This window comes from Paracoccus pantotrophus, from assembly GCF_008824185.1.
Classification (GTDB): domain Bacteria; phylum Pseudomonadota; class Alphaproteobacteria; order Rhodobacterales; family Rhodobacteraceae; genus Paracoccus; species Paracoccus pantotrophus.
Window position 1 is genome coordinate 351,087 of sequence record NZ_CP044425.1, and the last position, 13,902, is coordinate 364,988.

Below are 13,902 nucleotides of genomic sequence, written 5' to 3' on the forward strand. Positions count from 1 at the left end.
TCCTCAGATCCCCAGATAGGCTTCGCGGATGCGCGGATCGGCGATCAGTTCCGCCGCCGGTCCCTGCATTGTGATGCGGCCGGTTTCCATGACATAGCCCCGATCGGCGATCTTCAAGGCGCCGAAGGCGTTCTGCTCGACCAGCAGCACAGTGACGCCAAGCGCCTTGAGCCCGCTGACCACGTCGAAGATCTGCTGGACGATGATCGGCGCCAGGCCCATCGAGGGCTCATCCAGAAGCAGGCAGGACGGCCGGCCCATCAGCGCCCGCGCCATGGCCAGCATCTGCTGCTGGCCGCCCGACAGCCCTCCGGCCGCCAGGTTGCGCTTTTCGCGCAGGATCGGGAACATCTGGAACGCGTCCTGCATGTCCTTTTCCACCCGGTCGTCGCTGTAGAGGAAGGCGCCGAGGCGCAGGTTCTCCTCGACCGTGAGGTTGGTGAAGATCTGCCGGCCCTCGGGCGATTGCGTCAGCCCGCGCGCCGGGCGGCGATGCGCCGGCACCCCGGCCAGCGGCTCGCCCCGGAAGGTGATCTGCCCGGCCGAGACCGGCTGCACGCCCGAGAGGCAGCGCAGCAGCGTGGTCTTGCCCGCGCCGTTGGCGCCGACCACGGTGACGATCTCGCCGGAATCGACATGCAGGTCGATGCCGTGCAAGACCTCGATGCGCCCATAGCGCGAGCGCAAGCCCTCAACCGTCAGCATCGGCACCCTCCTCGGTTCCCAGATAGGCGGCGATCACCGCCGGGTTGCGGCTGACCTCGGCCGGCGCGCCCTCGGCGATCTTCTCGCCATGGTCCAGCACCACGATATGGCTGGAAATGCGCATGACCATCTTCATGTCGTGCTCGACCAGCAGGATGGCGGTGCCGGATGCCGCGACCTCGGCGATCAGGTGGTCGATCTCCTCGGTCTCGACGGCGTTGCAGCCGGCGGCGGGTTCGTCGAGCAGCAGCACCTTGGGCTTCATCGCCAGCGCGCGGGCGATCTCCAGCCGCTTGAGCGAGCCATAGGACAGGTTCCCCGCCTCGCGATCCGCCGCCCGCTCCAGCCCGACCCGGGCCAGAAGCGCGCGCGCGCCCGCATCGGCCGCCCGCGCCCGGCGGCGCGAGGCGGGCAGGTGCAGCAGGTCGGCCAGCACCGGCCCCCGCTCCTGCAGGTGAAAGCCCGAGATGGCGTTTTCCAGCACCGTCATGTTCTGGAAGATTTGCAGGTTCTGGAAGGTGCGCGACATGCCGCGGCTGGCCAGCCGGAACGGCGCCATGCCGGTCACGTCCTCGCCCTCCAGCACGACGCGGCCCGATCCGGGCTGGTAGACGCCCGAGATCATGTTGAACAGCGTGGTCTTGCCGGCACCGTTCGGGCCGATGACCGAGACGATCTCGCCCGGCTCGACCTTGAAGCTGACATCGTTCACGGCCTTGATGCCGCCGAAGCTGATGCCCAGACCTTCGACCGAAAGCAGCGTCATTCCTCCCTCCCCCTCAGCTTGCGCAGGACCGAGGGCAAAAGCCCCTCGCGCAGGAAGATCATCACCAGCATCATCACCAGGCCCAGCACCAGCTGCTCGTATTCGGCAAAGACGGTCAGCACCTGCGGCAGCAGCGTCAGGATGCCGGCGCCGAAGATCGCGCCCAGCACCGAACCGGCGCCGCCCAGCACGGCCATGGTCACCATCTCGATCGAATGCATGAAGCCGGCGACATCGGGGGTGATGAACTTGTTCTGCAACGCCACCAGCGAGCCCGCGACCGAGGCATAGACCGCCGAGATGACGAAGGCCTGCAGCTTGACCCGCGCCACGTCGATACCGACGGTGCCGGCGGCGATCTCGGATCCGTGCAGCGCGCGCAGCGCCCGGCCGCTGGGGCTTTGATACAGGTTCAGCGCCAGCCAGGCGCCGGCCAGCAGCACGAGCCCGCAGAAGAAATACCAGAACTGGCCGTTGGTCAGGTCCAGCCCCCAGTCTTTCAGCAGCCCGCGCAGGCCAAGCTCGGGCACCGCGATGCCGTCGGGGCCGCCGGTCAGCTGGCGCTCGTTGTTCAGCACCATCGAGACGAGGATGCCGAAGCCCAGCGTGGCCACGGCGAGGTAATAGCCCTTGAGCCGCAGGATCGGCCGGCCGACCAGATAGGCCAGCACGCCCGAGATCGCCGCACCCAGCACCACGGCCAGCGACGGGTGCAGGCCCAGATGCGTCGGCGCCAAGGCGCAGGCATAGCCGCCGATGCCGGCGAAACCGGCATGGCCCAGGCTGATCTGCCCGGCATAGCCGGTCAGGATCACGATGCCGGTCACGGCCAGCCCGTTGACGAAGATCAGCGCGCCGACCCGGTAGTAATAGCCCGAGGGAAAGAAGAAGGGCGTCACCGCGATCAGCGCGGCCAGCACCAGCAGCGTGGCGGATTTGGCGGTCAGTCTCGGCATCACACCCGCTCCGTCGATTTGCGGCCGAACAGGCCCTGGGGCATGAAGAACAGCACCAGCAGGATCACCACGAAGGCCGCGGCCTCCTTGTAGGTCGAGGAGAGGTAGCCCGCGGTCAGCGCCTCGATCAGCCCGATCAGGAAGCCGCCGGCCAGCGCGCCCTTGGGATTGCCCATGCCGCCCAGCATGGCGCCGGCAAAGCCCTTCAGCGCAAAGCCGATGCCGACGTTATAGGCGGTCAGCGTGATCGGCGTGGCCAGCACCCCGGCCAGGGCGCCGATCCCGGCCGACAGCGCGAAGGACAGCGTCATGACGAAATTGGTGTTGATGCCGACGAGCTGCGCCGCCAGCCGGTTGTTCGAGGTCGCCAGCACCGCCCGGCCCAGAAGCGTGCGGGTGAAGAACAGCCACAGCCCGGCAAAGACCACCAGCGCGCCGCCGATCACCCACAGGCTTTGCGGCTGGATCGTCGCACCGCCGATGCGCAGCGGCGTGTCGCCGGAAAAGGCCGGGAAGCTGTGGATCTGCTTGTCGAAGACCAGCTGCGCCGCGCCTTGCAGAAAGACCGAGGCGCCGATGGTGATGATGATCAGCGACACGACCGGCGCGCCGCGCGCCGGCTCGATGGCCAGCTTGTTGATGGCGACCCCCAGCGCCGCGGTGGCGACGATGGCGATCAGCGCCGCCAGCGGCAGCGGCAGGCCGGCGGCATGGGCGAACCATGTGATCATGCCGCCCAGCATGACGAACTCGCCCTGGGCGAAGTTCACCACGTCCGAGGCGTTGTAGATGATCGTGAAACCAAGGGCGACCAGCGCATAGACCGCGCCCACCGTCAGCCCTGAAAACAGGAATTGCAGAAGTTCAGACATGCCGAGGCTCTCTGGCTGGGCTCTCCCGAGCGGGCGGAAGCGGTCCCCCTGCGGGGACCGCACGGGGTCATTCGACGATGGACCAGCTGCCGTCCTTGACCTCCAGCATGCGAAAGGCCGACAGGTCCAGCCCCAGATGGTCCTCGGGCGACATGGTATAGATGCCGGTCGTGCCCGCCAGTCCCGAGGTCTGCTCCAGCGCGTCGCGGATCGCCTCGGGCTCGGCCGAGCCGGCGCGCGTCACCGCATCGACCAGCAGGGCGAAACCGTCATGGGCATAGCCGCCGAAGGTGCCGACCGGCTCCTTGAACTTGCCCTCATAGGCGGCCTTGTAGGCCGTCACCACCGGCTTTTGCGGATCGTCCTCGGCCAAGAGGTCCGCGACCAGCAGCGCGGTGCCGGGCAGGCGCACGCCCTCGGCGGCCTCCTTGCCGGCCAGCTCGATGAACCCGTCCGAGGCGACGCCATGCGACTGGTAAAGCGGCAGCTCGATGCCCAGCTGGCGATAGTTGCGGGTCACGATGGACGGGCCCTGGCCGAAGCCGGGGTTCAGCACCGCCTGCACGCCATCGGTGTTGCGGATCTTGGTCAGCTGCGCCGTCATGTCGGCGTCCTTGGGATCATAGGTCTCGTCCGCGGCGATCTCGATGCCGTATTCGCCGACCACGTCCTTGCATTGCGCCTGCATCGAGGCGCCGAAACCGTCGGTGCCCGAGATCATGCCGATCTTCTGGATGCCGCTTTTCTGCATGTCCTCGAAGATCTTCTGGCAGGCCATGCGGTCGGTATGCGGGGTCTTGAAGGTAAAGGGCTTGACCGGCTGGATGATGTCGATGGCACCGGCCAGCGAGATGAAGGGGATCTCGGCATCCTCGGCCACGGCCAGGATCGACATCGAGGTGCCGGTGGTGGTGCCGCCGATGATGGCCTGCACCTCGTCATCCTCGATCAGGCGGGTGGCAAAGGTGCGCGCCTTGTTGGCGTCGCCGCCGTCATCGTAAAGCACCAGCGCGATCTCTTCGCCGTTGATGCCGCCCTTGGCGTTCAGCTCTTCGACCAGCATCTGCAGGGTCTTGGCCTCGGGGTCGCCGAGGAAGGCGGCCGGCCCGGTCGCGGAAACCGAGGCGCCGATCTTGATCTCGGCGCTGGCGGCAGAGGCCAGGCCAAGCGCGATCAGCGCGGCCGGAACGGTCGTCGTCAGGGTCTTTTTCATGGTTCGTCTCCTCCCAGAGAACTAGTTGACTTGGTCAGGCCGCGGCCGGCCGGCGCCACATGGCGCGCCGGAACCGGCTGGCGACGAAGGCGGTGTCGGTCAGGCAGGCATTCCCCGCCGGGTTGGCCCCGGTGACATGGAAATCGCTGAAGGCCGCCGACTGGTTGACATAGATATTGCCGGTCAGGTTCACCGACAGGTTGACTCCGGCCGCGGCAAAGGCCTGCGCAGCGCGGGCAATGCGCACCTCGTCCCGGTCGTAGAGCGCGGCGGTGATCGCGCCCTTGCGCCGCGCCAGATCGGCGGCGCGGGCGATGGCGGCATCGGCGTCCTTCACCGCGATGACGAAGGCGATGGGGCCGAAGCATTCCCGCTCGCAGGCCGGATCGCCGTCCCGCAGCGCCAAGAGCAGCGGGGTGGCGGTGCGCCCCTGCCCCAGCGGCGCCGAATCGCGCAGCACCCGGCCCAGCCCGCGCGCCTGCTGCACCCGCTCCAGCGTGGCCTGGTTGGCGATGGCGCCGCAGATGCCCGCCGCGCGGGCCGGGTCGGCCAGCAATGCGTCGATGGCCGCGGCCAGCGCCAGCCCGACCTCGTCGAAGCTCTTGCGGCCCTGGTCGGTGTCTATGCCGCCTTCCGGGACATAGATGTTCTGCGGCGCAGTGCACATCTGCCCGGAATAAAGCGCCAGCGAAAAGGCCAGATTGGCGCACATGCCGGCGAGATCGTCGGTGGCGGCGATGGTGACGGTGTTGACGCCCGCCTCCTCGGTGAACAGCTGCGCCTGGGTCGCGTGGCCGCGCAGCCAGTCGCCGAAGGCGGCCGAGCCGGTATAGTCGATCAGCCGCACCGCCGGGTGGGTGGCCAGATCCTGCGTGATCTCGGCCCCGCGCTCGTCCACGGCCAGCAGCACCGAATCGGCCGGCAGCCCGGCCTCGGCCAGCACCTCGCGCAGCACGCGGACGGTCAGCGCCAGCGGCAGGATGGCGGCGGGATGCGGCTTGACGATCACCGGGTTGCCGGTGGCGAGGCTGGCGAAGATCCCGGAATAAGAGTTCCAGGTCGGGAAGGTGTTGCAGCCGATGGCCAGCGACAGGCCGGCCGGCACGATCGACCAATGCTTTTCCAGCACGATCGGCGCCGCCTTGCCCTGCGGCTTTTCCCAGCGCGCCTGCGGGGCGAATCGGGTCATCTCGTCCCAGGCCATCGCCACCGCCTCGAGCCCGCGGTCCTGCGCATGCGGCCCGCCCGCCTGGAAGGCCATGGCGAAAGCCTGCCCCGTGGTGTGCATGGTGGCATGGCCGATGAGGAAGCTGATGCGGTTGAGCCGCACCAGCGCCTCGAGGCAGGCGCCCACCCGCGCTTCGGGACTGGCCGCGGCCAGCGCCGGCTGCGCCGCCTGTGCCGCCGCGATCAGCGTCGCGGCATCGGCGGCCGGATAGGTGATCCCCAAGGCACCGCCAAAGGGCGAGACCTCGGCACCCAGCCGGCGCTGATTCGGGTGTCCCGGCAGCTCGAAGCCGGCATTGCGCAGGGCGGCGAAGCCGGTCTCGCCCTCCTCGCGCGCCGATTCGCCATAGATCTTGCCGCTTGGAATCTCGGGGAACGGGCTCCAGAATGCACGCTGGCGCAGGGCATCCAGCGCAGCGTCCAGCATCGGCCGATGGCGGTCGAAAAATTCTGTCACGGTGTTCCCCCTCACTTGCCAGATTATCATTGACCGGCCGGTCGGTTTATGCAACAAAAATTTTCAGGGAGCCCCGGTTGCCGGGGCATGGGAGTTTTACCGATGACGGAAACCGTCCTGGCGGCCTTGGCCGATGGCGTGCTGACGCTGACGCTCAATCGCCCCGACAAGCTGAATTCCTTCAACGAAGAGATGCACCGGGCACTGCGCGCCGGGATCCAGCGCGCCCATGACGATGCGGCGGTGCGCGCCCTGCTGCTGACCGGCGCCGGGCGCGGCTTCTGCGCCGGGCAGGATCTGGGCGACCGCGACCCGCGCAAGGGCGGCCCCGCCCCCGACCTGGGCCAGACGCTCGAGACCTTCTACAACCCGACGCTGCGGCTGATCCGGGCGCTGGAAAAGCCGGTGGTCTGCGCGGTCAACGGCGTTGCGGCCGGGGCCGGGGCGAATATCGCCTTCGCCTGCGACATCGTGCTGGCGGCGAAATCGGCGAAGTTCATCCAGGCTTTTGCGAAGATCGGCCTGATCCCCGATGCCGGCGGCACCTTCAGCCTGACCCGTATCCTGGGCGAGCCGCGCGCCAAGGCGCTGGCCCTAACGGCCGAGCCGCTGATGGCGGAAAAAGCCGCGGACTGGGGCCTGATCTGGAAGGCCGTGGAGGACGCGGCGCTGATGGACGAGGCCGGGGCGCTGGCGAAATCACTGGCCGCCGGGCCGACACTGGGCCTGGGTCTGACCAAGCGGCTGATCCAGGCGGCCGCCACCAACAGCCTGGACGCGCAGCTGGACATGGAGCGCGACTGCCAGCGGCAGGCAGGCCGCAGCGCCGATTACGCCGAGGGCGTCACCGCCTTCCTGGAGAAACGCCGGCCGGAGTTCAGGGGACAATGAACGACATGACCAAGCCTGTGGCCCAGATGACCGCGCAGGAACTGGCCGAAGCCTCGGCCCATGCGATGTGGAACGACGATTCCGCCAGCCAGCGGCTGGGCATGAGCCTGGACCATATCGCGCCCGGCGAGGCCACGCTTTCCATGACCATCACCGAGGCCATGTCGAACGGCCACGGCAATTGCCACGGCGGCTATATCTTCACGCTCGCCGACAGCGCATTCGCCTTTGCCTGCAACAGCTACAACCAGCTGGTCGTGGCGCAGCACTGCTCGATCAGCTACCTGCTGCCCGTCCGCATCGGCGACCGGCTGACGGCCCAGGCGCGCGAGGTCTCGCGCCGCGGCCGCTCGGGCATCTACGACATCCGCATCACCAACCAGGACGGTGCGCATGTGGCCGAGTTCCGCGGCCACTCCCGCACCGTCAAAGGCACCCATCTGCCGGTCGAGCCCTGACCGCAACCCATCGCAAGGGGAGGAATCCATGCACCCACTGGCGCCCGAAAGGAAAGAGCTGGACCCGATCGAGATCGCCTCGCGCGACGAGATCGAGGCCCTGCAATTCCACCGCATGAAGCGGTCGCTGAAGCACGCCTTCGAAAATTCGCCCTTCTATCGCAACCGCTTCATCGAGCATGACGTCCATCCCGAGGATCTGAAATCGCTGGCGGATATCGCGAAATTCCCCTTCACCACCAAGCAGGATCTGCGCGACACCTATCCCTTCGGCATGTTCGCCGTGCCGCAGTCCAAGCTGGTGCGCATCCACGGCTCGTCCGGCACCACCGGCAAGCCGACCGTGGTGGGCTATACCCAGGCCGACATCGACCATTGGGCGAACCTGATCGCGCGCTCGATCCGCGCCGCCGGCGGCCGGCCGGGCGACATCCTGCACAACGCCTATGGCTACGGGCTGTTCACCGGCGGCCTCGGCGCGCATTACGGGGCCGAGCGGCTGGGCTGCACCGTGGTCCCGATCTCGGGCGGCATGACCGAGCGGCAGGTGACGCTGATCGACGACTTCAAGCCGCGCATCATCATGGTGACGCCCAGCTACATGCTGTCGATCCTGGACGAGTTCCGCCGCCAGGGCCTGGACCCGCGCGAGTCCTCGTTGCAGATCGGCATTTTCGGCGCCGAGCCCTGGACCAACGCCATGCGCCAGGAGATCGAGGAAGCCTTCGACATGCACGCCGTCGACATCTACGGCCTTTCCGAGGTCATGGGCCCCGGCGTCGCCATGGAATGCGTCGAGACCAAGGACGGGCTGCATATCTGGGAAGATCATTTCTACCCGGAAATCATCGACCCGGTCACGGGCGAGGTGCTGCCCGACGGCGAGATCGGCGAGCTGGTCTTTACCACGCTGACCAAGGAAGGGCTGCCGATGGTGCGCTATCGCACCCGCGACCTGACCCGGCTCTTGCCCGGCACCGCGCGCTCGATGCGCCGGATCGAGAAGATCACCGGCCGCAGCGACGACATGATCATCCTGCGCGGCGTCAACGTCTTTCCGACCCAGATCGAGGAGCAGATCCTGAAATGCAAGGGTCTGGCGCCGCATTTCCAGATCGAGCTGACCCGCTCGGGCCGGATGGACAGCATGACCGTGCATGTCGAATGCGCGCCCGAAATGACCGACGAATCCGCCCGCGCCCATTCCGCCAAGGAACTGGCGCATCACATCAAAAGCGTGGTCGGCGTCTCGACCCGGATCGAGGTCAAGGATCCCAACGCCATTGCCCGTTCCGAGGGCAAGGCCAAGCGGGTGCTTGACAATCGGCCCAAGACATGATGCCGCAACGCGGCAACCAATATGACGCGCGGTCGCAAACCCGCTAAGTCGTTAGGGGGCCATGTGCCCCCTTGTTTTTCTCGCCTCCCGACCGCGGGCGAACAAATGATCTGATGAGGAATGGCATGGCTCGGACACGGGCAGCGGATTTCGAGGAAAAGCAGCGCGGCCTTCTGGACAAGGCGGCCGAGGTCTTTGCCGATCTGGGCATGGAAAAGGCATCCATGGCGCAGATCGCCACCCACAGCCAGGTCTCCAAGGCGCTGCTTTACCACTATTATCCCAGCAAGGACGCGCTGATCTTCGCCATCATCATTACCCATCTGGAAGAGCTGGAAGCCGCCATCGAAGAGGCGGACGATCCGACCCTGCCGCCGCAGCAGCGCCTGCGCCGGCTGGTCGGCACAGTGCTGGAACGCTATCGCGGCGCGGACAACCAGCACAAGGTGCAGCTGAACGCCACCCCGGCCCTGGGCGACGACCAGAAGGCCGAGATCCTGGGCGTCGAGCGCCGCATCGTCAAGCGCTTCGCCGCCGTCCTGCGCGAGATCAACCCCGACCTGGACGATCCGCAGCGCCCGCTGCTGACCCCCGTGACCATGTCGCTGTTCGGGATGATGAACTGGGTCTACATGTGGTTCCGCGACGGCGGCCGCATCACCCGCGAGGATTACGCCGATGTGGCGACGACCCTGATCCTGGAAGGGATCAAGGCGGTCCGCTGAAGTCCCCTTGCAGGGTGTCCCAGGGCGGATCGACGTTCAGGATTTCCTTGGGTGGAATTGAGCGGTTCACTGGACATCCCGAGATGACACGGGGTTCAGTATGGCCACGAAGCGCTCGGCGTTGAGCCACGCCCAATGGGAGAGGATCGTGTCGCATCTGCCCGGAAAGGCAGGCGATCCGGGCCGGACCGGGAACGATAGCCGTCTGTTTGCGAACGACAGAAACCGCATCGAACGCGGCTTCAACAGACCCAGACACTTCCGCCCTACCCGCTACGACCGCAGGACCATCCCCTTCAATGGCCGCGACCTTCTCGCAGCCACCAGCAGCTGGCTAAGGTGAATGGCGATTGCGGGGGCTAGGCGGACAACACCGCCGCCTTGGCCGACAGCGCGGCCAGCGCATCGCGCGGCGACAGCAGCAGCAACAGCCCGCGCCTGCCGCCGTTGATCGCCACCTCGTCAAAGCCCATGGCGTCGGCCTCGAAGGCCACCGGCACCGGGCGGCGCTGGCCGAAGGGGCTGATGCCGCCGGTATGATAGCCGGTCAGCCGCTCGGCCTTGGCGGGCGGCATCATCGCCGCCGACTTGCCGCCGAATGCCGCCGCCACCCGCTTCATCGACAGGCTGCGATCACCGGGCAGGACCGCGCAGGCGGGGCGGCCGTCCACCTCGACCATCAGCGTCTTGAGCAGCCGGGCGGGCGGCAGGCCGATGGCCTCGGCCGCTTGCAGCGCCACGCGCTCGGACCCCGGATCATAGCGGTATTCAACCGGGCGAAAGGCCACCTGCGCCCGAAGCAGGAATTGCGTGGCCGGGGTGGCGCCGCTCATTCCGCGGGCCTTGCCGGCGGCGGTGGCGGGCGAAAGCCCATCTCGCGGTCGATCCAGGCCATCAGCAGGTCGACGATCTGCGCCTGCTGCGCGGCGTCCAGCGCCCGGCCGCGCGGGATGCCGTGCCATTTCTGCAGGCAAGAGCGGCAGCAGCAGGCGGTGGCGTGCTGGGCGATGAAGACCGGATGGCCACGCATCGGGGTCTGGCGGCCGTCGTTCGGCGGCTCGACCGGTGCCAGCCGCGCGGCGATGAAGTCGCGCGCATGGGCGGCGACGGTCTCGCGCCCCCTGGCGTCGGCATAGCGCCGCTGCTTCCGGCCAAGGCGAAAGCGGCTGCGAAAGGCGGACCGGGCCAGCCGGCCCAGGATCTGGTCCTGATCGGTCATGCCCAGGACATAGCCGTCCCGTCCCGGCGCGGAAAGCCCCGCCTAGCCCGCCTTGGCCAGCACCAGAAAGGTCATCATGCCCAAAGGCGGCAGGGTGCGGCGTTCCTCGAGGACCAGCGATTCCTGGCCCAGCACCCGCTCGATGCGGAAATCGGAATGCCAGCCGATCGTATTGGCCAGGGGGGCAAAGACCCGCTCGACCGCCGCCATGGCGCCGCGGTCGCGCGCGAAATGGTTGGTGATGACCACCTTGCCGCCCGGCTTGCAGACCCGCGCGATCTCGGCCATCACCCGCTCGGGCTCGGGCACCACCGACAGGACATGCATCGCCGTCACCGTGTCGAAATGGTCGTCGGGGAAATCCAGCGCCCGCGCATCCATCTGCCGCAGCGCCTGCACCTGCTTCAACCCCAGGCGCTGCACCTTGGCGACGGCCTTGTCCAGCATCTCGCGGCTGAAGTCGATGCCCGTGACCTGCATGTGCGGGCCGTAATGCTCCAGCGACAGGCCGGTGCCGACGCCCACCTCCAGCACCGAGCCGCCGCGGCGGTTGATGTAGTCCACCGCCCGGCGCCGGCCCATGTTGGTCGCCGCCCCGAAGGTCCGGTCGTAGATCGGCGCCCAGCGGGAATACGAGGCTTGGATGGATTTGATGTCCATGGCCGTTCCTATCGGTTTGAGGGCCGTTCCCGGTCGATCCAGGCCCAGATGACCATGACGACATAGCCCAGGCACAGCGCGATCAGCGTCACCCAGGCGAAGGTCAGCAACGCCGCCCCGACGAAGGCCACGCCGACCAGGAAGAACTTGACGTTCTCGCGCGAGATGCGGGTGGTCTTGAAGGACCAGGTGGGAATACGGCTGATCAGCAGCAGCCCGACCAGGACCATGTGCAGGCAGATCAACGCCCCCGGCAGCATCGGCCGGTCGGCGAAGGCGAAGGACAGATACATCGGCAGCATCACCAGCAGCGCCCCGGCGGGCGAGGGGATGCCCTCGAAATAGGCGCTGTCGCGCTGCGCCTCCTCGGACTTGGCGGAGACGTTGAAGCGCGCCAGCCGGATCACGCAGCAGACGGCAAAGACCAGCACGCAGATCCAGCCCAGGCCGCGAATATCCTTCAGCGCCCAGAAATACAGGATCAGCGGCGGGGCGATGCCGAAATTCAGGAAGTCGGCCAGCGAATCAAGCTCGGCCCCGATCTTGCTGGACGAGCCCAGCAGCCGCGCGATCCGCCCGTCGATGCCGTCCAGGATGCCCGCCGCGATGATCAGCAGCACCGCCGGCATGTAGTCGCCCTGCACGCCGAAGCGGATGGCGGTCAGCCCTGCGCAAACCGCGACGATGGTCAGCATGTTGGGCAGAAGCTGGACCAGCGAAAACTCGGTCTGCGGGCCGGAGGGCTGGTCCATCACGCCTCCGCCTGCCCGGCCGGCCCCAGCTCGGCGATCACCGTCTCGCCCGCGACCATGGTCTGGCCGATCTCGACCAGCGGCACTACGCCCGGCGGCAGATAGACATCCAGCCGCGAGCCGAATCGGATCAGCCCGAAGCGCTCTCCCGCCGCCAGCCGGTCGCCCGGCTTGACGAAACAGACGATGCGCCGCGCCACCAGCCCGGCGATCTGCACCACCGCCAGATCGCGCCCATCCGCCATGCGGATGCGCAACCCGTTGCGTTCATTGTCCACGCTGGCCTTGTCCAGCGAGGCGTTGAAGAACTTGCCCGGCCGATAGGCGACCGCGGCCACCTCGCCCGCCACGGGGCTGCGGTTCACATGGCAGTTGAAAACGCTCATGAACACGCTGACGCGGGTCAGCGGGGTGTCGGCCATGCCCAGCTCGGCCGGCGGCACCGCCGGCTCGATCAGCGAGACGACGCCATCCGCCGGGCTTATGACCAGTCCGGGCCGCGCCGGCGTCACCCGCTCGGGGTCGCGGAAGAAGTAATAGCACCAGACGGTCAGCCCGACCCCGATCCAGCCCAAGGGCTCCCAGATCAGGAACAGCAGCAGGGTGGCGGCGGCAAAGGCCGCCACGAAGCGGATGCCCTCGCGATGCATCGGCTTGATGAAGGTGTCGCGCATGCGCATCTGGCATTCCCCAAGGGCTGATCGGCGCCGTCCGTCATAATGCGATTGAGACCACATGCAATAGTGCAGCCTGCCATACATGTTGCTTCCGCTGTGCCCGCCCTCCAAGCCCCCGGCCGCCCCGAGGCACAGGCCTCCGGTTGCGGGGGCAAGCAGATGCCGCCGTCATGGCTCCCGTTTGCCCCGGTTCCGGCTGCGCGCCCGCAACGCCAAGGATGCCCATCAAATCGTCGCGCGTTTCAGCGGCGTGACCATCCCCTCGCCGGTCGACGAGCGCAAGTCGGACACCGTCGGGACCATTCGGCGCCTCGGCGAAGCGCCGACATTGCGGCGGTGGCCGGTCGCGGTATCCGGCTGGACCTCCGGCACGCCGGCTGGGGCTTCGGCGTCCTGGCGTTCCAATTCGCCCCTTAGCACCGTCATCGGCGCGCTCGACCTTCACCCACGCGTGGCAGTCGGCATGCTGCGGCACGCGGCGCTGATGCTTGAACCGGCCTCCTCGACACGGGCGCGCGCCGCCGCCTCGACCACCTTGGCCAAGACCAGCCTGTCCCGCAACCCGGCCAGCCCCGCGGCTCCAGCTTCTCGCGCGGGCGGTACGGTTGTTGCTGCAGGCGCCGCGCCGATGGCGGTTGAAAAGGCGCGAGACGGGCCGATCAATATCGCCGCGGCCGAGAAGCTGCCGGCCCTGCGGGCAGAGAGCCATTCCCGGGGGCCAGCCGCACGCGCGGACACCTATAGTGCGCCGGACATCCTCAGGCGGGCGGACAAGCGGACGAAGCCGATGCCGGGCGCGACGGGTATTTCCGCGTGTCCGCGGGCCTTCATAACGCCTTGCTTGCCGTGCCCCTCACGGGGCAGGGCGCATGCCGGGGCGCTGCACCGCCCGCAGCAGGCTTCGATATCGGAGGCATCGCACCCGTTGCCTTTCACCCAGGGGCGAACATGATAGGGCGGGATAAGCATGCGTGCGCCGAGGCGG

16 protein-coding genes are annotated in these 13,902 nt (G+C 67.8%); 5 read left to right on the forward strand and 11 right to left on the reverse strand.

The window, feature by feature from the left end; all coding sequences use genetic code 11:
• Positions 1 to 3: 3 nt before the first annotated feature.
• The 6 genes from ESD82_RS09550 to paaN all read right to left on the reverse strand — a co-directional run bounded on the left by ESD82_RS09550 (position 4) and on the right by paaN (position 6,196).
• The gene (locus ESD82_RS09550; RefSeq protein ID WP_024843928.1) at positions 4 to 705 is read right to left on the reverse strand and encodes an ABC transporter ATP-binding protein; all 702 of its coding nucleotides are present in this window, start codon (positions 703 to 705) and stop codon (positions 4 to 6) included.
• On the reverse strand, positions 692 to 1,471 hold the full coding sequence (locus ESD82_RS09555; RefSeq protein WP_147429264.1) for an ABC transporter ATP-binding protein: 780 nt from the start codon (positions 1,469 to 1,471) through the stop codon (positions 692 to 694). Before ESD82_RS09555 ends, ESD82_RS09550 begins: the two co-directional genes overlap by 14 nt.
• Entirely contained in the window at positions 1,468 to 2,427 is a 960-nt protein-coding gene (locus ESD82_RS09560) for a branched-chain amino acid ABC transporter permease (protein WP_147429263.1), read from the reverse strand. Before ESD82_RS09560 ends, ESD82_RS09555 begins: the two co-directional genes overlap by 4 nt.
• Complete coding sequence (locus ESD82_RS09565) at positions 2,427 to 3,299, reverse strand: branched-chain amino acid ABC transporter permease (protein WP_011751016.1); 873 nt, start codon at positions 3,297 to 3,299, stop codon at positions 2,427 to 2,429. Before ESD82_RS09565 ends, ESD82_RS09560 begins: the two co-directional genes overlap by 1 nt.
• 67 nt (positions 3,300 to 3,366) lie before the next feature.
• Positions 3,367 to 4,512 (reverse strand): ABC transporter substrate-binding protein, encoded by a 1,146-nt coding sequence (locus tag ESD82_RS09570; RefSeq protein ID WP_147429262.1) that lies wholly within the window; start codon positions 4,510 to 4,512, stop codon positions 3,367 to 3,369.
• A gap of 34 nt (positions 4,513 to 4,546) precedes the next feature.
• Complete coding sequence (paaN, locus tag ESD82_RS09575) at positions 4,547 to 6,196, reverse strand: phenylacetic acid degradation protein PaaN (RefSeq protein WP_147429261.1); 1,650 nt, start codon at positions 6,194 to 6,196, stop codon at positions 4,547 to 4,549.
• Positions 6,197 to 6,298: 102 nt separating this feature from the next.
• Between paaN and paaG the strand changes: the two genes are divergently transcribed.
• The 4 genes from paaG to ESD82_RS09595 all read left to right on the forward strand — a co-directional run bounded on the left by paaG (position 6,299) and on the right by ESD82_RS09595 (position 9,609).
• Entirely contained in the window at positions 6,299 to 7,087 is a 789-nt protein-coding gene (paaG, locus tag ESD82_RS09580) for a 2-(1,2-epoxy-1,2-dihydrophenyl)acetyl-CoA isomerase PaaG (RefSeq protein WP_147429260.1), read from the forward strand.
• Positions 7,084 to 7,545 carry a hydroxyphenylacetyl-CoA thioesterase PaaI gene (paaI, locus tag ESD82_RS09585; RefSeq protein ID WP_024843934.1) on the forward strand — a complete coding sequence of 154 codons (462 nt, stop codon included), beginning with the start codon at positions 7,084 to 7,086 and terminating at the stop codon, positions 7,543 to 7,545. Before paaG ends, paaI begins: the two co-directional genes overlap by 4 nt.
• 28 nt (positions 7,546 to 7,573) lie before the next feature.
• The gene (paaK, locus tag ESD82_RS09590) at positions 7,574 to 8,884 is read left to right on the forward strand and encodes a phenylacetate--CoA ligase PaaK (RefSeq protein WP_024843935.1); all 1,311 of its coding nucleotides are present in this window, start codon (positions 7,574 to 7,576) and stop codon (positions 8,882 to 8,884) included.
• Positions 8,885 to 9,009: 125 nt separating this feature from the next.
• Entirely contained in the window at positions 9,010 to 9,609 is a 600-nt protein-coding gene (locus ESD82_RS09595; RefSeq protein ID WP_024843936.1) for a TetR/AcrR family transcriptional regulator, read from the forward strand.
• A gap of 359 nt (positions 9,610 to 9,968) precedes the next feature.
• Here ESD82_RS09595 and ESD82_RS09600 read toward each other — a convergent pair whose 3' ends face one another.
• The 5 genes from ESD82_RS09600 to ESD82_RS09620 are packed head-to-tail and all read right to left on the reverse strand — an operon-like array spanning position 9,969 to position 12,920.
• Complete coding sequence (locus ESD82_RS09600; protein WP_123130369.1) at positions 9,969 to 10,442, reverse strand: YbaK/EbsC family protein; 474 nt, start codon at positions 10,440 to 10,442, stop codon at positions 9,969 to 9,971.
• Positions 10,439 to 10,828, reverse strand: coding sequence for a DUF4186 domain-containing protein (locus ESD82_RS09605; RefSeq protein ID WP_024843938.1), 390 nt, complete (start codon positions 10,826 to 10,828; stop codon positions 10,439 to 10,441). Before ESD82_RS09605 ends, ESD82_RS09600 begins: the two co-directional genes overlap by 4 nt.
• Before the next feature lie 42 nt (positions 10,829 to 10,870).
• The gene (locus ESD82_RS09610) at positions 10,871 to 11,488 is read right to left on the reverse strand and encodes a class I SAM-dependent methyltransferase (RefSeq protein ID WP_024843939.1); all 618 of its coding nucleotides are present in this window, start codon (positions 11,486 to 11,488) and stop codon (positions 10,871 to 10,873) included.
• A gap of 8 nt (positions 11,489 to 11,496) precedes the next feature.
• On the reverse strand, positions 11,497 to 12,240 hold the full coding sequence (gene pssA, locus ESD82_RS09615) for a CDP-diacylglycerol--serine O-phosphatidyltransferase (RefSeq protein WP_028710246.1): 744 nt from the start codon (positions 12,238 to 12,240) through the stop codon (positions 11,497 to 11,499).
• A complete protein-coding gene (locus ESD82_RS09620) occupies positions 12,240 to 12,920 on the reverse strand; it encodes a phosphatidylserine decarboxylase (protein ID WP_024843941.1) in 681 nt (226 codons plus the stop codon). Before ESD82_RS09620 ends, pssA begins: the two co-directional genes overlap by 1 nt.
• Before the next feature lie 178 nt (positions 12,921 to 13,098).
• Here ESD82_RS09620 and ESD82_RS09625 point away from each other — a divergent pair, with 178 nt between their 5' ends.
• Positions 13,099 to 13,869 (forward strand): hypothetical protein, encoded by a 771-nt coding sequence (locus tag ESD82_RS09625; RefSeq protein WP_147429259.1) that lies wholly within the window; start codon positions 13,099 to 13,101, stop codon positions 13,867 to 13,869.
• Positions 13,870 to 13,902 lie beyond the last annotated feature (33 nt).